Origin of the sequence: Xanthobacter cornucopiae, assembly GCF_043195065.2 — a bacterium.
Taxonomy (GTDB): domain Bacteria; phylum Pseudomonadota; class Alphaproteobacteria; order Rhizobiales; family Xanthobacteraceae; genus Xanthobacter.
The window spans coordinates 4043999-4060522 of the sequence record NZ_CM195531.1 but is presented as its reverse complement, the minus strand read 5'-3'; the positions used below and the strand labels follow the sequence as shown (position 1 = coordinate 4060522).

General features: G+C 71.2%; 15 protein-coding genes. 9 read left to right on the top strand and 6 right to left on the bottom strand.

Annotation, left to right across the window (positions count from 1 at the left end; all coding sequences use genetic code 11):
- Positions 1–24: 24 nt before the first annotated feature.
- The gene (locus V5F53_RS17830) at positions 25–1407 is read right to left on the bottom strand and encodes an MmgE/PrpD family protein (protein ID WP_393996056.1); all 1383 of its coding nucleotides are present in this window, start codon (positions 1405–1407) and stop codon (positions 25–27) included.
- A 144-nt stretch (positions 1408–1551) separates the two neighbouring features.
- Positions 1552–2493: an NAD(P)-dependent oxidoreductase gene (locus tag V5F53_RS17825; protein WP_393996057.1), complete on the bottom strand. Its 942-nt coding sequence runs from the start codon at positions 2491–2493 to the stop codon at positions 1552–1554.
- Positions 2494–2622: 129 nt separating this feature from the next.
- Between V5F53_RS17825 and V5F53_RS17820 the strand changes: the two genes are divergently transcribed.
- The 6 genes from V5F53_RS17820 to V5F53_RS17795 all read left to right on the top strand — a co-directional run bounded on the left by V5F53_RS17820 (position 2623) and on the right by V5F53_RS17795 (position 8511).
- The gene (locus V5F53_RS17820; protein WP_393996058.1) at positions 2623–2850 is read left to right on the top strand and encodes a hypothetical protein; all 228 of its coding nucleotides are present in this window, start codon (positions 2623–2625) and stop codon (positions 2848–2850) included.
- A gap of 78 nt (positions 2851–2928) precedes the next feature.
- The gene (locus V5F53_RS17815; protein ID WP_393996059.1) at positions 2929–4287 is read left to right on the top strand and encodes an LLM class flavin-dependent oxidoreductase; all 1359 of its coding nucleotides are present in this window, start codon (positions 2929–2931) and stop codon (positions 4285–4287) included.
- A gap of 3 nt (positions 4288–4290) precedes the next feature.
- Entirely contained in the window at positions 4291–4791 is a 501-nt protein-coding gene (locus V5F53_RS17810; RefSeq protein WP_393996060.1) for a tripartite tricarboxylate transporter TctB family protein, read from the top strand.
- Positions 4788–6287 (top strand): tripartite tricarboxylate transporter permease, encoded by a 1500-nt coding sequence (locus V5F53_RS17805; RefSeq protein ID WP_393996061.1) that lies wholly within the window; start codon positions 4788–4790, stop codon positions 6285–6287. Before V5F53_RS17810 ends, V5F53_RS17805 begins: the two co-directional genes overlap by 4 nt.
- Before the next feature lie 40 nt (positions 6288–6327).
- Positions 6328–7290 (top strand): Bug family tripartite tricarboxylate transporter substrate binding protein, encoded by a 963-nt coding sequence (locus tag V5F53_RS17800; RefSeq protein WP_393996062.1) that lies wholly within the window; start codon positions 6328–6330, stop codon positions 7288–7290.
- Between the two features lie 54 nt (positions 7291–7344).
- Entirely contained in the window at positions 7345–8511 is a 1167-nt protein-coding gene (locus tag V5F53_RS17795) for an acyl-CoA dehydrogenase family protein (RefSeq protein ID WP_393996063.1), read from the top strand.
- Between the two features lie 77 nt (positions 8512–8588).
- Here the strand turns inward: V5F53_RS17795 and V5F53_RS17790 are convergent, their stop codons facing one another.
- The 3 genes from V5F53_RS17790 to V5F53_RS17780 are packed head-to-tail and all read right to left on the bottom strand — an operon-like array spanning position 8589 to position 11570.
- Complete coding sequence (locus V5F53_RS17790; protein ID WP_393996064.1) at positions 8589–10094, bottom strand: tripartite tricarboxylate transporter permease; 1506 nt, start codon at positions 10092–10094, stop codon at positions 8589–8591.
- Positions 10095–10111: 17 nt separating this feature from the next.
- Positions 10112–10561, bottom strand: coding sequence for a tripartite tricarboxylate transporter TctB family protein (locus V5F53_RS17785; RefSeq protein WP_393996065.1), 450 nt, complete (start codon positions 10559–10561; stop codon positions 10112–10114).
- Positions 10562–10577: 16 nt separating this feature from the next.
- Positions 10578–11570 (bottom strand): Bug family tripartite tricarboxylate transporter substrate binding protein, encoded by a 993-nt coding sequence (locus V5F53_RS17780; RefSeq protein WP_393996066.1) that lies wholly within the window; start codon positions 11568–11570, stop codon positions 10578–10580.
- Between the two features lie 257 nt (positions 11571–11827).
- On the opposite strand from V5F53_RS17780, the gene V5F53_RS17775 reads away from it, so the two are divergent.
- Both V5F53_RS17775 and V5F53_RS17770 read left to right on the top strand, forming a co-directional pair.
- Entirely contained in the window at positions 11828–12625 is a 798-nt protein-coding gene (locus V5F53_RS17775; RefSeq protein WP_393996067.1) for a class II aldolase/adducin family protein, read from the top strand.
- Positions 12626–12733: 108 nt separating this feature from the next.
- Positions 12734–13756: a Bug family tripartite tricarboxylate transporter substrate binding protein gene (locus V5F53_RS17770; RefSeq protein WP_393996068.1), complete on the top strand. Its 1023-nt coding sequence runs from the start codon at positions 12734–12736 to the stop codon at positions 13754–13756.
- A gap of 14 nt (positions 13757–13770) precedes the next feature.
- Here the strand turns inward: V5F53_RS17770 and gcvA are convergent, their stop codons facing one another.
- Positions 13771–14775, bottom strand: a complete 1005-nt coding sequence (gcvA, locus tag V5F53_RS17765) for a transcriptional regulator GcvA (protein ID WP_393996069.1) — start codon at positions 14773–14775, stop codon at positions 13771–13773.
- Positions 14776–15260: 485 nt separating this feature from the next.
- Here gcvA and V5F53_RS17760 point away from each other — a divergent pair, with 485 nt between their 5' ends.
- Positions 15261–16502, top strand: coding sequence for an acyl-CoA dehydrogenase family protein (locus V5F53_RS17760; protein ID WP_393996070.1), 1242 nt, complete (start codon positions 15261–15263; stop codon positions 16500–16502).
- The last annotated feature ends 22 nt before the right edge of the window (positions 16503–16524 follow it).

Sequence of the window (16524 nt, the reverse complement as noted above, 5' to 3'; positions counted from 1 at the left end):
GGTGGCGCCGGATCCGGGCGCGGGTCAGCGGATCCGCGTGAACAGGGTGGAGACGTCCGCGACGGCCTCCAGCCGGTGGACGCGGGCGATGAGGGCCTCGGCCTGCGCGGCGGTGAGCGCGCCGGGACCATGGGTGAAGGCGCCGATGAGCTTGGCGTGGTGCTCGGCGTCCGACAGCGGCGCCGCCGGGCTGCCCGGCAGCTCGGCCACCGAGTGGTGGAGCCGCCGGCCGTCATCGGTCTCGAAGGTCACGTCGGAAGGGCCGAAGCGGCCGGTGCGGCTTTCATCCACCCGCACCGAGAGCCGCTCGACGAGAGGGCGGACGGCGGGATCCAGCACCGCCCCGGGCTCGATGTCGGCGAGCGAGAAGCCGCCGCGCAGCACGGTGGCGGCGACGCCGTAGCGGACATTGAACTGGCCGGTGACCTGGGGATTGGCCTCGGGCGCGAAGGCGCCGCCCACCAGCCGCGCCATATAAGGCGTGATGACGATCTCGCCGCGCGCCACGTCGTCGGGGCGGAGCCCGTGCGTGCGCACCAGCGCCGCCGCCGCCTCCAGCGCCGCATGGCTGCAGCCGCAGGCCGGATAGCGCTTCAGCGCCGTGTCGAGCAGCAGGTAGCGGCTGCCGAAGCCGTCCAGCACGAGGTCCGCGCGGCCCTGCTCGAACAAAGCGTAGAGGCCGAACGGCCCTTCGAAGGCGGCCTGCGGCCCGGTGATGTCGAGGCCGGCGAGATCGGCCGAGACGACGCCATCCCGCGCCGCGAAGGCCGATTGCAGGCGCTTGGTGAGGCGCTGTTCCACGTGGCTTTGCTGGGTGCCGCCGGCCTGGCACAGGGCGATGCCGAGGGCATTGTGGAGACGCCCCGCATCCAGCCCCCGGAGCCGCCCGGCCGCCAGCGCGGCGCCGAACACCCCGGCGATGGAGGTGTGGAACCAGCCGGTGTTGGAGTGGCTGGCGGCGGCGAGGCGGATGGTGAGCTCGGCGCCGAGGGCGAGGGCGGCGATGAGATCGCGCCCGGAGCGGCCCGCGTCCTCGGCCACCGCCACCGCGGCCGGCGCCACCACCGCGTCGGCGTGAACCTGGCCGGCGAGGCTGTCGAAATCGAGGGCGGCGGCCAGGGTGCCGTTGAAGAAGGCGGCTGCGGCGGGCTCGCGGCGCGCTTCGCCCTGGCCCCACAGGCGTCCCTGGCCGGCGCCGCCGCGCAACGCCCAGGCGCGGGCCGCCGGCACGCCGGCCGCCTCGCCGGCGGCCCAGGCCACCGCCAGCGTATCCGCCAGCACGCGCTTCACGGTGGTCACCACCTCGGGCGGCAGGCTGTGATAGCCGATGCCGGCTGCGGCCTCCGCCACGGCGGCGGTGACATCGGCGCGGACGGCGGCGGGCGGGGGAAACACCGGACTGTTCACGCGGGGCTCCAAGCGGCTGCGGGGCAAGGGATGCGCCAGGCGCGACGGCGCCGGCGCGGCATCGGCGCTCCTCCGCGACTGGCGGCGGAGTGCCGTCCGGGGTCGGATCACGGGTGGCACGGGGCGCTACCCGACCGGCGCGCCTCAGGCGGCGTGCACGGCATCGAGCAGCGGCGTGCCGGCGCTCCAGCGCTCCAGATTGGCGGCCACCTTTTCCACCAGGGCGAGGCGCGGGGCGATGCCGATGGCGGAGGTGTGGGGCGAGACCCGCACCTGCGGCAGGGTGTAATAGGGATGGCCCGCCGGCAGTGGCTCCGGCGTCGTGGTGTCGAGGGTGGCAAGGCCGATCCGCCCGTCGGCGATGGCGGCGAGGAAGGCGTCATCGTCGATCAGCGAGCCGCGGGCGATGTTGATGACATGCACGCCCGGCTTCACTGCCTTGAGGCTTTCGGCATTGAGGATGTGCCGGGTCTGGGGCGTGCCCGGGGCCGCCAGCACCAGGTGGTCGGTGACCGCGAGCAGGTCCTCGATCGTGCGCTCGAACACCACGCCGGGTTCCCCCTCCGGCGGCGGGCTGCGGCGCAGCACGTGCACCTTGAGGCCCAGGCCCTGGGCCTTGCGGGCCACCGCCCGGCCGATGGCGCCATAGCCGACGAGGCCGATCGTGCTGCCGGCCAGCGGCGGGAACGGCCGGATGCGCCACGCCTCGGGGCTGTGGATCCACACCGTGTGAAGCTGCTTCACCGCCTCGAAGATGGCGCCGATGACGAATTCGGCGATGGGCTCCGCCGCCACGCCGCGCGCGGTGCTCACCGGCACCGCCTCCAGGAACCACTTGGGGTAATGGTCGATGCCGGAGGAGACGAGCTGAATCCAGTCGAGGTTGAACGGCCACCCCTGCGGCGGGGCGGCCGGATGGGGCAGGTGGGCGACGTCCGGCACCCCGAACAGGGGCGCGGCGACCAGCACCCGGGCCTCGCCGGGCAGCGCGTGCGGCGCGCCACGGGCGATGGGCAGCACCTCGGCGCCGAGGCGTTCGGCAAGGGCGGCGTTGAAGAAAGGCTCGAGCTGGCTGGCAATCAGCATGGGGCGGCTCCGGAGCTCAGCCCGCCTCGCGGCCGTCCTGCTCCCTCGCCGCGCCGCCAGCGCCTCGCGGCTGGGCGAGGGGACGAGGCCGGCGCGCCGCCACGGCGCGGCGGCGGACTAGGATAAGGCATGTCGGTGTCGCGTGCGGGCATCGCTGTGCTGCGGGGGAAAGGAGCGGGAGCGGCGCAGCACGCCGCTCCCGCCAGAAGGTACGCTCGCTATGCACCAATAGCTGATAAATTTAATCGTATTTGTCAAAGAAAGATTTTTATCGGCGCCATGAAAGGTTTCGACGCGCGGCGCGCGGCGGCCATGCTCCGGTCGCATATTTTATATAAAATCTGTAAAATTTATTGACATTAAGGTCTGAGCCCCTAGCGTCTGCCGCCTCGGGCGGCCACGCGGCCGGTTCCCAGGGCAGCGGGGGCATCGACCATGGCGCGCGGCGCAAACCTGAAACTCGGCCTGTTCATCCAGGAGACCGGCCATCATGTGGCCGGGTGGCGCCACGAGGGCGCCTCCACCGACGATGCCGTCGCGTTCTCGCGCTATCTCCACCTCGTCCGCCGGGCGGAGGAGGAGCGCCTGCATTTCATCTTCCTCGCCGACACCGTGGCGGTGCGCGAGCGCGACCCCGAGGTGCTCGGGCGCACCGCGCGCGGCGCCTTCCTGGAGCCGCTCACCCTGCTGTCGGCGCTGGCGGTCTCCACCCGCCGCATCGGCCTCGTCGCCACCGCCTCCAGCACCTATAACGAGCCCTACAACCTCGCCCGGCAGCTCGCCTCCATCGACCACCTGAGCCAGGGACGGGTGGGCTGGAACCTCGTCACCACCAATTCCGACTACGAGAGCTGGAACTTCAACCGCGAGGCCAATCCGCTCCACGCCCACCGCTACGCCCGCGCCCACGAATTCGCCCGGGTGGTGAAGGGCCTGTGGGACAGCTTCGACGACGACGCCTTCGTGCGCGACAAGGCCGCCGGCCAGTTCTTCGACCCCGCCAAGCTGCATGTGCTCAACCACGCCGGCCCGCACTTCAAGGTGCGCGGGCCGCTCAACGTGGCGCGCCCGCCCCAGGGCCATCCGGTGATCGTGCAGGCCGGCTCCTCGGAGGCCGGCAAGGAGCTCGCGGCCGCCACCGCCGAGGTCATCTTCACCGCCCAGCAGGACCGTGGCGCCGCCAGGGCCTTCTATGCCGACGTGAAGGGCCGGCTCGCCCGCCATGGCCGCGCGCGCGACCATCTCGCCATCATGCCCGGCCTGTTTCCGGTGGTGGGCCGCACGCGCGAGGAGGCGCAGGCGGCGTTCGACCATCTGCAATCCCTGATCCATCCGCGGGTGGCCCTGGCCCAGCTCTCCGCCCAGCTCGGCGGAGTGGACCTGACGCCCTACGACCCCGACGCGCCGGTGCCGGACCTGCCGGAGACCAACGGCCCAAAGAGCCGCCAGAAGCTGCTGCTCGACCTCGCCCGGCGGGAAAACCTCACCCTGCGCCAGCTCGCCCTGCGCAATGCCGGCGCGCGCGGCCACCTGGTGGTCATCGGCACCGCCACCGACATCGCCGATGAGATCGAGGCCTGGTTCGAGGACGAGGCGGTGGACGGCTTCAACATCATGCCGCCCTACCTGCCCGGCGGCTTCGACGCCTTCGCCGCCACGGTGCTGCCAGAGCTGCGCCGGCGCGGCCTGTATCGGGCCGATTTCGAAGGCGCGACCCTGCGCGAGAATCTCGGCCTGCCGCGCCCGGAGGATGCCGCCGCCCGCCTTCGCGCCCAGCGCGCCGGCGCCGGCTGAGCGATGGTGTCCCGCCTCCCACCTGCGCTGCGCGCCCCGTCCAGCCTGGTCGCCTACGCCCGGCTGGTGGACCTGCTTTCGGCCGGCCTGTTCTGCGCCTTCGGCATCGCCGGCGTGGTGCTGGCGCGCGACTACCGGCTCGGCACCGCCGCCAACATGGGGCCGGGCTATTTTCCCACCCTGGTCAGCATCGCCCTCACGGTGGTGGGACTCGGCATCGGCGTGCGCGCCGGGGCCGGGGCAGGCCCCATCGAGGATGTGCGGGTGCCGCGCCTGCGCGGGCCGCTGGTGCTCCTGGCCTGCGTGCTGCTGTTCGCCGCGGGCATCGACACCGTGGGGCTGGTGCTCTCCAGCCTGATGCTGGTGGTGGGCTGCCGGCTGGCGGCGCCCGGCTTCCGCCTGGGCGAGGCGCTGGCGCTCGGGCTGGGCCTGGCGACAGTCGCAACACTCGCCTTCGCGGAAGGCCTCGGCCTGCCGTTCCGGGTCTGGCCGTTCTCGTCATGAGCGGGCTGTTCTCCGATCTGGGGCTGGGGCTGCTGGTGGCGCTGGAGCCGGCGAACCTGTTCTATTGCCTCATCGGCGCGCTGCTCGGCACGCTGGTGGGGGTGCTGCCGGGGCTGGGCCCGGCGGCCACCATCGCCATGCTGCTGCCCATCACCTTCGGCCTGCCCACCGCCGCCGCGCTCATCATGCTCGCCGGCATCTATTACGGCGCCCAATACGGCGGCTCCACCACCGCCATCCTGGTGAACCTGCCGGGCGAATCCTCGTCGGTGGTCACCACCCTCGACGGCTTCCAGATGGCCCGCCAGGGCCGCGCCGGGCCGGCGCTGGCCACGGCGGCGCTGGGCTCGTTCTTCGCCGGCTGCGTGGCCACCGTGCTCATCGCCCTGTTCGCCCCGGTGCTGGCGGAAGCGGCGCTGAAGTTCGGGCCGGCGGAATATTTCTCCCTCATGCTGCTCGGCCTCATCGCCGCCGTGGTGCTGGCCAACGGCCCGTTCCTGAAGGCGGTGGCCATGGTGCTGCTGGGGCTGCAACTGGGGCTGGTGGGCGCGGACGTGGCCACCGGCGTGCCGCGCTTCACCTTCGGCGTGCCGGAGTTGGGCGACGGCATCGGCTTCGTGGCCCTGGCCATGGGGGTGTTCGGCATCGGCGACATCGTCGCCAACCTCCATACGCCGGAACGGCGCGGCGCCAGCGCCACCATCGGCCGTCTTTGGCCCTCGCGGGAGGACTGGCGCGCCATCTGGGCGCCGATCCTGCGCGGCACGGCGCTCGGTTCGCTGCTGGGCCTGCTGCCGGGCGGCGGCGCGCTGCTCGCCTCATTCTCCGCCTATGCGCTGGAAAAGAAGCTCTCCCGCACCCCCGAGCGGTTCGGGCGCGGCGCCATCGAGGGGGTGGCGGCGCCGGAGGCAGCCAACAACGCCGGCGCCCAGACCTCGTTCATCCCGCTGCTGACCCTGGGCATTCCCGCCAATGCGGTGATGGCGCTGATGGTCGGGGCGATGCTCATCCACGGCGTGCCCCCGGGCCCGCAGATCCTGACCGACCACAAGGCGCTGTTCTGGGGCGTGGTGGCCAGCATGTGGGTGGGCAACGTGATGCTGGTGATCTTGAACCTGCCGCTGATCGGCATCTGGGTGCGGGTGCTGTCGGTGCCCTACCGGCTGCTGTTTCCCGCCATCGTGCTGTTCTGCCTGATCGGCGCCTACAGCGTTTCCAACAGCTGGTTCGACGTGCTGCTGGTCGCCCTGTTCGGGCTCGTCGGCTACCTCTTCCACCTGCTGCACTGCGAGCCGGCGCCGCTGCTGCTCGGCTTCGTGCTGGGGCCGCTGATGGAAGAGAACTTCCGCCGCGCCATGCAGCTCGCCCGCGGCGATCCGCTGGTGATGCTCCAGCGGCCCATCACCCTCGCGTTCCTGCTCGCCGCCGCCGCGCTGCTGGTGCTGCTGGTGCTGCCCGCCGTGCGCCAGGTGCGTGCCGAGGCGTTCCGCGAATGATCCGCGGCGCCCCTTTCCCTTCAAGTCCAGGAGAGGTTTCGTGAAAACCCTGTTGTCCCTCGCCGCCGCGGCGGCGCTGACGCTGCTCGCCGGCACCGCGGGCGCCGCCGACTATCCGGCCAAGACCATCCGCCTGATCGCCCCCTATCCGCCCGGCGGGCAAACCGACATCGTCGCCCGCCTGGTGGCCGACCCGCTGTCGGCGGCGCTGGGCCAGCCGGTGGTGGTGGAGAACAAGCCCGGCGGCAACGGCATCATCGGCCATGACTACGTGGCCAAGGCCGCGCCCGACGGCTACACCCTGCTGGTGGGCAATTCCGCCATGCTCTCGGTGATGCCCAACCTCACCAAGACCCCGTTCGACCCGCGCAAGGACTTCGCCCCGGTGGTGCTGGCCGCCGGCGGCCCGCTGGTGCTGGAGGTGAACCCCGCGCTGCCGGTCACCAATGTCCAGGAACTGATCGCCCTGGCCAAGGCCAAGCCCGGGCAACTCAACAACGGCATGGGCTCGCTGGGCACCATCCACCATCTGCTGACCGAGCTGATCCGCACCCAGGCCGGGGTCGAATGGGCCAACGTGCCCTACAAGGGCGCCGGCCCCATGCTGGTGGACCTGGTCAGCGGCCAGGTGGATTTCGCGGTCGACAACACCTCCTCCTCGGCGGCGTTCCTCAAGTCCGGGCGGCTGCGGCCGATCGCGGTGTCGCGGCGCACCGACTTCCTGCCCGGCGTGCCCAGCCTCGCCGAACAAGGCATCACCGGCGCCGAGGCGCTGGCCTGGCACGGCATCCTAGCCCCCGCCGGCACCCCGCCGGAGGTGGTGGGCCGGCTCAACGCCGAGCTGGTGAAGATTCTCAACGCACCGCAGAGCCGCGACAAGCTCAAGGATCTGGGGCTGGACCTCATCGCCTCCAGCCCGGCGGAGTTCCAGGCCTTCATCGACGCCGAAAACACGCGCTGGGCCGAGGTGGTGCGGGTCTCCGGCGCCCGCATCGAGCAGTGAAACAGTCGTCAGGACCGGGCGCGACGCCCGGCGGTTTGACCCGGAGGTTGACACGTGGACTTTGAATTTTCCCCCCGGCAGCGGCAGGTCTATGAAGAGGTGGGCCGGCTCGGCCGCGAGGTGTTCGCCCCCCGCGCCGCCGGCCATGACGCCGCCGCCTCGCTGCCCCTCGACAATCTGAAGGATCTCGGCGACCTCGGCCTGCTGAAGCTCACCATCTCCTCCGACCTGGGCGGCGAGGACAGCGGCGCCAAGGGCTCCGATCCGCTGCTCTACCTGTTGGCGGTGGAGCAGACCGCCCGCCATTGCCCTTCCACCGGCCAATGCCTGCACATCCACAGCCACGGCGCCCACTATGTGAACCATGTGGGCACGCCGCAGCAGCGCCGCGACATCCTCGGCCGGGTGGTGGAGGAACAGGCGCTGCTCAACGCCACCGGCTCGGAGCCCGGCCGCACCGCGCGCGGCCTCTATGGCCTTGAGACCCTGGCGGAGCGGCGCCCCGGCGGCTATTCCGTCACTGGCCTCAAGAATTACGCGACCCTGGCGGACGTGGCCGCCTACAACATCGTGTTCGCCCTGCTGGCCGACCAGCGCACCGCCGATGGCCACCTCGGCGTCGCCATTCCCCAGGGCACCAGGGGCTTTTCGGTGGTGCCGGGCACCTGGGACCCCATCGGCATGCGCGGGGCGGTGAGCCCGCAGATCCGGCTTGACGACGTGTTCGTGCCCGATGCGCTGGTGCTCGGCGCCCCCGGCACCAATCCGCGCGAGCGCTGGCAGGCCAAGTTCCACCTCGGCTTCGCCGCCCAGTACCTGGGCGCCGCCCAGGGCGTGTTCGACCAGCTGCGCACCTATCTGCCGGCCCGCGGCACCACCGGCGATGCCTATGCGCAGCTGCGCTTCGGCGAGATCCGGGTGGCCATCGAATCCGCCCGCTGGCTGGTTTACCGCGCCGCCTGGCTGTGGACGCGGGGCGACGATCCGCGCGCGGAGCTCTACGCCATGGAGGCCAAGCACCGCACCATCACCACCGCGGTGGAGGTGCTGGACAAGGCCGCCGCCATCGCCGGCTCCAGCGCCTTCCTGGACCATTCGGCCCTGGCCCGCTTCTACCGCGACCTGCGCTTCCACACCCTGCATGAGAATGTGGACCGCACCGCCGCCACCATCGGGCAGGCCTATCTGGGCGAGGCGTTCGACACCACCGCCCGCCTGTAGGCGGGCCGGGGCGACAGCGAAGGGGCCGCCGCGGCGGCCCCTTTTCGCATCCGCCGGCTTTCGGCCGGCGATGCGCCTCAATTCTCCTGGAACGCCACCTGCCGCACCTTGCGGAACGTCGGCAGCAGGATCAGCACCAGCAGCCCCAGGGCCAGGGCCAGGAACACCGCCGAGATCGGCCGTTCGACAATGGCGAGGGGGTTGCCGTTGGCGAGCAGCATGGCCCGGCGCAAATACTCCTCGAACATGGGGCCGAGCACGAAGCCCATGAGGAACGGCGCCGGCTCGCAGTCGAGCACATGGAAGGCGTAGCCCAGCACGCCGAACACCGCCACCAGCAGCACGTCGAAGGTGCTGTTGTTGAGGCTGTAGGCGCCGAGGCAGCAGATCAGCACGATGGCCGGGAACAGCAGCCGGTAGGGCGCCGACAGCAGCCGGATCCAGATGCCGATGAGCGGCAGGTTGAGCACCACCAGCATGGAATTGCCCACCCACATGCTGGCGATGACGCCCCAGAACAGGGTGGGCCGCTCGGTGATGAGCTGCGGCCCCGGCGCCACGCCCTGCACCATCAGCGCCCCGACCATCAGCGCCATCACCGCGTTGGAGGGAATGCCCAGGGTCAGCAGCGGGATGAACGAGGTCTGGGCGCCGGCGTTGTTGGCCGCCTCCGGCGCCGCCACCCCCTCGATGGCGCCACGCCCGAACCGCTCGGGGGTGCGGGAGATCTTCTTTTCCAGGGTGTAGGCGGAAAACGAGGCGAGCAGCGCCCCGCCCCCCGGCAGCACGCCCAGCAGCGAGCCCAACGCGGTGCCGCGCAGCACCGGGCCGGCGATGCGGCGGAAATCCTCCCGCGTCAGCCACAGCCGGCTCACCTGGGCGCGGTCCAGGCTGTTGCCGCCATCGGGCCGCTGCAGGCTGGCGAGGATGTCGCCGATGCCGAACACCCCCATGGCCACGGCCACGAAGCCGAGCCCGTCCACCAGCTCCGGCACGCCGAAGGTGAAGCGCTTGGCGGTGCCGCCCACGTCCGCCCCCACCGTGCCCAGCAGCAGGCCCAAAGCGATCATCGCCACCGCCTTCAGCACGTCGCCATTGGCCAGCACCACGGCGGCGATGAGGCCCAGCAGGATGAGGGAGAAATATTCCGCCGGGCCGAACTTCAGCGCCACCGCCGACAGGGCCGGCGCCAGCAGGGCGATGAGCACGGTGGCCACGCAGCCGGCGAAGAACGAGCCCAGCGCCGCCGTGGCCAGCGCCGGCCCGGCGCGGCCCTGCAACGCCATCTGGTGGCCGTCGAGGCAGGTCACGAGAGAGGAGGATTCGCCCGGCAGGTTCACCAGGATGGCGGTGGTGGAGCCGCCATATTGGGCGCCGTAATAGATGCCGGCGAGCATGATGAGCGCCGCTTCCGGCCCCAGCGCGAAGGTGGTCGGCAGCAGCATGGCGATGGTGGCTGCCGGGCCCAGCCCCGGCAGCACTCCCACCAGCGTGCCGAGCAGCGCCCCGGCGAAGCAGTAGAACAGATTGGCCGACGTCAGCGTGACCGCGAAGCCGAGGGCGAGATGGTCGAGAACATCCATGGACCGGGTTCCGATGCTCAGGTCAGAGGCGGCCAGATGGGCAGCGGAATGCCGAGCCCATAGCCGAACAGGAGGGCGGATGCGCCGGCCAGCCCCACCGCCAGCAGCACCGTTTCCCGCACCGACAGGCGCGACCCGGCGAGCCGGCACGCCGCAACCAGCACGACCGCCGACGCCACCAGGCCGACGCGCTCCAGCAGCACGGCGAACAGCACGATGGCGAGGGTGATCACCACCAGCGGCCGCAGGCGCACCGGCTTCAGCGCCGGGCCCTCGACCGCCAGCGACTTCAGGGCGATGGCGCCGCCCAGCAGCACCAGGACGATGCCGAGGGCGCGCGGGAAATAGCCCGGCCCCATGTGGGCGGCGGTGCCCGCCACATAGTCGCGGCCGAGCAGCAGGGCGGCGGCGCCGAAGCCGGCGAACAGCAGGCCGGCGAGGAAATTGGTGCGGCTGGCGATGCGCATGGCGGGCGCCTCCGCACTAGCGGGCGGTCAGGCCGGAGGTGCGGATCACCTGCGCCCAGCGCGGAACCTCCGCTTTCAGGAAGGCGGCGAACTCGGCCGGCGAATTGGCCACCACGCTCGCCCCCTGGCTGGTGATGCGCTCGATGACCGGCGGCGTGCGCAGCGCCTCCACCAGCTTGGCGTTGAGCAGGGCGATGATGGGCTCGGGAGTGCCGCCGGGGGCGAGGATGCCATGCCAGGGCAGAATGACCGCGTCGGGATAGCCGAGCTCGACGGTGGTCGGCACCTCCGGCAACACCGGCGAGCGGGTGGGGCTGGCGAGCGCCAGCGCCCGCACCGTGCCGCCGCGGATCTGCGGCAGCACCAGCGGCACGTTGTCGATGTAGAAGTCGATGTGGTTGCCGATCAGGTCGTTGAGGGCCGAGGTGCCGCCCTTGTAGGGCACGTTCACCAGCGTGATGCCGGTGGCGGTCTTGAACACCTCCACCAGGAATTCCGGCGTGCCGCCGGGCACGACGCCGAACCGGAACGGGTTGTCCGCCCGCGCCTTGGCAAGGGCGATGAACTCCGGCAGCGTGGTCGCCGGCAGGCTCGGATGCACGATGATGACATTCGGCGCGGTCGCCAGGATCCCCACCGGGGCAAGGTCCTTCAGCGGGTCGTAGCCGATGTCGGGGGTCAGGGTGGGCAGCACCGTGACCGGGCCGAAGGTGCCGGCCAGCAGGGTGTAGCCATCGGCCTTGGCGTGGGCCACCAGGCTGGTGCCCAGGGAGCCGTTGCCGCCGGGGCGGTTCTCCACCGTCACCGGCACGTCCAGCGCCTTGCTCCAGATGTCGGCGGCGAGGCGGGCCATGATGTCGTTGGTGCCGCCCGGCTGGTAGGTGGCGATGATCTTGATGGGCCGGCTGGGATAGTCGCCGGCGGCGGCGCGGGCCCGCGCCACGTTCAGTGCGCCACCGGCCGCGGCGGCGATGGCCAGGTGCTGGAGAAGGGAACGCCGGCTCAGCATGGGCGCGAGTCCTCGGTTTGTCTTGGGGGCAGGGCTGTCGGGAGAAGGCGGACGCGGGCCGGGGCGATTGGCGCCGGTTCGAGGCCAAATTAATATTTATAAATTCGATAAAACTTGTCAAATAAATCGAGCTCCCCTAGCTTCGCGAGGCATCGGGCCACGCGCCGCGCCGGCGCTGCCGGTGCCAGCCGCCCGCCGGCCGTCCCGCCCCGGGGCCGCCTCGGCGCGCACGACACATCAGCAGGGAGCAGAGGTCCATGAGCGTCCACAATCTCACCCCGCGCGCGGTGAAGGCGCGCACCGTGCAGGATTTCTCGCCTGAGGAATGGGCGGTGCGGGTCGATCTGGCGGCGGCCTACCGCCTCGCCGGCCGCTTCGGCTGGACCGACCTGCTGGGCACGCATTTCTCGTCGCGGGTGCCGGGCACCACGGACCAGTACCTGGTCAATCCCTACGGCCTGTTCTTCGAGGAAATCACCGCCTCGGCGCTGGTGAAGATCGACATCGAGGGCCGGCTGGTGGAGGACAACGGCTATGGGGTGAACCCCGCCGCTGACCTCATCCACGGCGGCATCTACGCCACCCGGCCCGACGTGCAATCCATCCTCCACCTGCATTCGGTGGCGGGCGTGGCGGTGGCGGCGCAGGAGGGCGGGCTTCTGCCCATTTCCCAGAACGCCATCATCATCCGCGAGCGCGTGCGCTATTACGACTATACCGGCGTGAAGCTGGACCGGGAGGAGTGCGGCCGCCTCGCCGCGGCTCTGGAAGACCAGGACATCCTGTTCCTGCGCAATCACGGCACGCTGGCGGTGGGCCGCACCATCGGCGAGGCGTTCTCCTTCATCGCCCGCGTCGAGAAGGCCGCCGCCATCCAGATCGCCGCCCAATCGGCCCAGGCGCCGCTGAAGGCCATCGAACAGCAGTACATCGACCAGGCCGGCGCCTTCGGCCTGAAGCTCTACACGCCCGACAGCTGGTCGCCCGGCGCCGCCATCGAATGGCAGGCCTTCCGCCGCAAGATCGACCGCGAGGACCCCGGCTACGCGGTGTGAGGACACGATGCCGGCGGGCCCGTCCGCCGTCGCCGGCATCCCCCTTCGCCCCGTCCCGCGCGGGACAGCCCCCGCCGCCGCACGATGCCCCCAACAGGAAGACGAGACATGACGAACGCCCTCCGGCGTGCCCCAGGGCGCGCGCTCCGCGTGGCCTTGCTGCCGGCGCTGGCCCGCGCAGCCGCCCTCATCGCCACCCTGGCCGCGCCACTGCTGGCGAGCCCCGCCCGGGCGCAGGAGGCCTATCCCGCCAAGCCGGTGCGGGTGGTGCTGCCCTCGCCGCCCGGCGCCACCAACGACATCATTGCCCGCCTCGTGGCCGACAAGCTGGGGAGCGCGTTCCACCAGAAATTCGTCGTCGAGAACAAGCCCGGTGGCGGCGGCATCATCGGCGTCAACACCGTGGCCAAGGCACCGGCCGACGGCTACACCCTCCTGGTGTCGTTTGCCGGCCCGCTGGTGGTGAACATCGACCCCCAGGGCGTGGACCCGGCGCGGGACCTGACCCCGGTCACCGTCATCGCCGACCTGCCCTATGCCCTGGTGGGCAATGCCGAGCTGGCGCCGAAGACGGTTCCCGAGCTGATCGCCGCATCCAAGACCCGCGAAGGCGGGCTCCGCATCGCCAATTCGGCGGCGCGTTCCGACGCCCACCTGCTGAGCGAGCTGTTCCGCCTGAAGAGCGGGACGAACTTTGTCCTGGTGCCCTATCCCGGCGGCGGACCGGCCATCAAGGACCTGCTGGGCGGCCATGTGGACCTGCTGTTCACCTCGTTCCCGGCGGTGGCGCCCCACATCGCGGCGGGGACCCTGCGCCCCTATGCGGTGGCCACCCGCGCGCGCTGGCCGCAATATCCGGACGTGCCGACCCTGGCCGAGCAGGGCGTGCCCGACGTGCTCGCCAGCGCCTGGTTCGGCCTGCTTGCCCCGGCCGGCACCCCCGAGCCGGTGCTGGAGGCGCTCAACCGCGAGCTGGCCAAGGCGTTCGCCGACCCGGAGGTGCAGGCGAGCCTGCGCAAGATCGGCGTCAATCCCCGCGTCGATTCCCGGGCCGACAGCGCCGCATTCATCGCCGCCGAGCGGGCCAAGTGGAAGCGCGTTCTCGACGAGGGCGGCATCAGCCTCGACTGAGCCCCGCCCCGCGCTCAGGCCACCGCCACCGCGGGCCGGCGGGCCGCAGGGGTGGGCTGAAGCCGCGCCTCGCCCGCCGCCTCCTCCTTCAGCCAGGCCAGAAAGCCCTGCACCTTGGGGCTCGGCAGGCGGTGCGGCGGGCACACGAAATAATAGGAGTGCAGCACCTTGCGCGGCGCGCCAAAGGGATGGGCCAGCCGCCCGTGGGCCAGGTCGTCGCTGACGAGGGTGCTCCGGGCGAGCGCCACCCCCTGCCCGGCAATGGCCGCCTCGATCGCCATCAGCGCCTGATCGAAGCGCGGGCCGCGCGCGGCGTCGATGCCCTCCACCCCCTCGCCCTTCAGCCAGCCGTGCCAGTCGGGAGCGCTGGCGTCGATGGCGGCGCCGTCGTCATGGATGAGGGTGTGCCCGGCAAGGTCCGCCGCGCAGGCCAGCGGGCAGGGCCCCGCCGCAAGGCGCGGGCTGCACACCGGGATCACATAGTCCGACAGCAGAATCTGGGCGTGGAGGCCCGGATAGGCGCCGGCGCCGAAGCGGATCGCGCAATCGGCCTCGTCGGCGGCGAAATCGGCCAGCATCACGGTGGTGGCGATGCGCACGTCGAATTCGGGATGCCGCGCCCGCAGGCGGTCGAGACGGGGCAGCAGCCATTTCAGCGCAAAGGACGGCGCCACCGAGACCCGCAGCGGGGTGTCGTCCACCGCCTCGTCCAGGCGCTCGACGGCGGCGAGAATGGCGGCGAAACCCTCCACCAGGCCGGGCAGCAGGCGCGCGGCAACCTCCGTCAGTTCCAGCTCCGGACGGCGGTCGCGGCGAAACAGCGGCTGGCCCACATGGGCCTCCAGCAGCCGCACCTGCTGGCCGATGGCCGCGGGCGTGACATGGAGCAGCGCCGCCGCCTTGGCGAACGAGCGCTGCTGCGCGGCGGCCACGAAGGCCCGCAGGGCGGTCATGGGCGGCATGCGGCCGAGGCTCATGGGGGCGAGGCTCATGCGGGCGGTGCGGTCGGCGGAGGTCATTCCATATTATATATTTTAGATAGATTTAATATACAACAAATCGGAACGCGATGGCCGCCGTTCGTTACCCGCAGGGGTTTATGGCGGCACTCCTCCAATCCAATCCACCCCCACGCCGTCCAGGCCCCGGATTTTTCACGTTCATCCGGGCCTCGGGGGAATGAGGCAGACAAAACGAACTAAAATATCCATAAAATAAAAAAACTATACGCATCCAATATCTACGTAATAAAATTTATACGTGCTATTCGAACATATAATCATTTATTATACAGCATAGAAAAGTTTCTTTTAATCTGAAAAAGAATTTTTGCCCTGACAGGCCTGCGCGAAACGTGGTGCACTTCCGTTCGATCCGGCGGCACCGTGGTGGGCGCTGCGCCCGGGTGCCAGCCCGCGACCCAGCCCACAAACTGGCCGCCAGCGCCCGCCCCCGGCGCGACGTTTCCGGCCGCCGGGCCGTTCCAGCTTTGAGAGAGTGCGTCATGACCATCGCCGCGCAGACCCTCACCATCGACCGCCGGGCCGCCGAAACCGTCGCCGGCCCCGCCCCGGGAAGCGTCGCGGCCCTGGCCCCGGTCATTGCCCGCATCGCCGCCGAGGCGCAGGCGCCGGAGCGCACCGAAGGGGACGTGCAGGCCGCTATCGAGCAATTGCGGGCGGCCGGCTTCGGCACCTTCCGCCTGCCCCGGGCGGAGGGCGGCGCGGGCGCCTCCGTGCCGGATCTCGTCTCGGTCGTGATCGCGCTGGCGGAGGCGGATTCCAACGTGCCGCACGCCCTGCGCAATCATGCCCTGTTCGTGGAGAAGGCCCAGCGCGCCAAGGCCAACCCCAAGTTCGCCCGCTGGCTGGATGAGGTGCGCGCCGGCCGCCTGTTCGGCCTCGGTGCCAGCGAGCTCGGCATCCCGGACATCGGCGCCGGCGGCGGCACCACCATCGTCGCGCCGTCCGGCCCGGGCTTCGTTCTCGACGGGGAGAAATATTACAGCACTGGCAATGCGTTCGTGGACTACATCCATGTCAATGCCCGCACTCCGGACGGCGCCGCCATCGCCGCCGTGGTGCCGCGCGGGCGCGACGGCGTGCAGGTGCGCGACGATTGGGATGGCATCGGCCAGCAGCTCACCGCCTCCGGCACCACCACCTTCACCGGCGTGCGGCTGACGGCGGACGAGGTGGTGTTCCAGGCCAGCGAGGAAGTGCCGGTGCCGCACGACGCCACCCTGGCCCAGCTCTACCTCACCTCCATCGTCACCGGCATCCTGAAGGCGGTGGCGCGGGACGCGGCCCACCTGATCGGCTCCCGCAACCGCAACTTCTACCACGCCACGGCGGCGCGGCCGGCGGACGACCCGCAGCTGCAGGAGGCCTTGGGGCGCATCGCCAGCGCCGCCTATGTGGCGGAAGCCGCGGTGCTGCGCGCCGCCGAGACGCTCGACGGCGCGCTGGAGAGCGCCCGCGCCGGGCATCCGGACACCGCTTTGTTCGAGGAGGCGGCGCGGCGCGCGGCGCAGTCGAAGGTCGTGCTCGACGGGCTCGCGCTCGATGCCGCCACCCGCCTGTTCGATGTGGGCGGGGCCTCGGCCGCCACCCGGCGGGCGCGGCTCGACCGGCATTGGCGCAACATCCGCACCCTCGCATCGCACAATCCCGTTGCCTACAAGGCCCGCGCCCTCGGCCGGCAGATCCTGGACGGCACCCCCCTGCCCACGGCCGCCTTCTTCTGACGGCGGCCCGGCCCGCCGCCCC

Bases quoted from the DNA above. Each gene is read 5' to 3' on its own strand.
- V5F53_RS17775 (WP_393996067.1), top strand. From the start codon at position 11,828: ATGAGCGTCCACAATCTCACCCCGCGCGCGGTGAAGGCGCGCACCGTG.
- V5F53_RS17785 (WP_393996065.1), bottom strand. From the start codon at position 10,561: ATGCGCATCGCCAGCCGCACCAATTTCCTCGCCGGCCTGCTGTTCGCC.
- V5F53_RS17770 (WP_393996068.1), top strand. From the start codon at position 12,734: ATGACGAACGCCCTCCGGCGTGCCCCAGGGCGCGCGCTCCGCGTGGCC.
- V5F53_RS17815 (WP_393996059.1), top strand. From the start codon at position 2,929: ATGGCGCGCGGCGCAAACCTGAAACTCGGCCTGTTCATCCAGGAGACC.
- gcvA (WP_393996069.1), bottom strand. From the start codon at position 14,775: ATGACCTCCGCCGACCGCACCGCCCGCATGAGCCTCGCCCCCATGAGC.
- V5F53_RS17810 (WP_393996060.1), top strand. From the start codon at position 4,291: ATGGTGTCCCGCCTCCCACCTGCGCTGCGCGCCCCGTCCAGCCTGGTC.
- V5F53_RS17820 (WP_393996058.1), top strand. From the start codon at position 2,623: ATGTCGGTGTCGCGTGCGGGCATCGCTGTGCTGCGGGGGAAAGGAGCG.
- V5F53_RS17780 (WP_393996066.1), bottom strand. From the start codon at position 11,570: ATGCTGAGCCGGCGTTCCCTTCTCCAGCACCTGGCCATCGCCGCCGCG.
- V5F53_RS17825 (WP_393996057.1), bottom strand. From the start codon at position 2,493: ATGCTGATTGCCAGCCAGCTCGAGCCTTTCTTCAACGCCGCCCTTGCC.
- V5F53_RS17805 (WP_393996061.1), top strand. From the start codon at position 4,788: ATGAGCGGGCTGTTCTCCGATCTGGGGCTGGGGCTGCTGGTGGCGCTG.
- V5F53_RS17760 (WP_393996070.1), top strand. From the start codon at position 15,261: ATGACCATCGCCGCGCAGACCCTCACCATCGACCGCCGGGCCGCCGAA.
- V5F53_RS17790 (WP_393996064.1), bottom strand. From the start codon at position 10,094: ATGGATGTTCTCGACCATCTCGCCCTCGGCTTCGCGGTCACGCTGACG.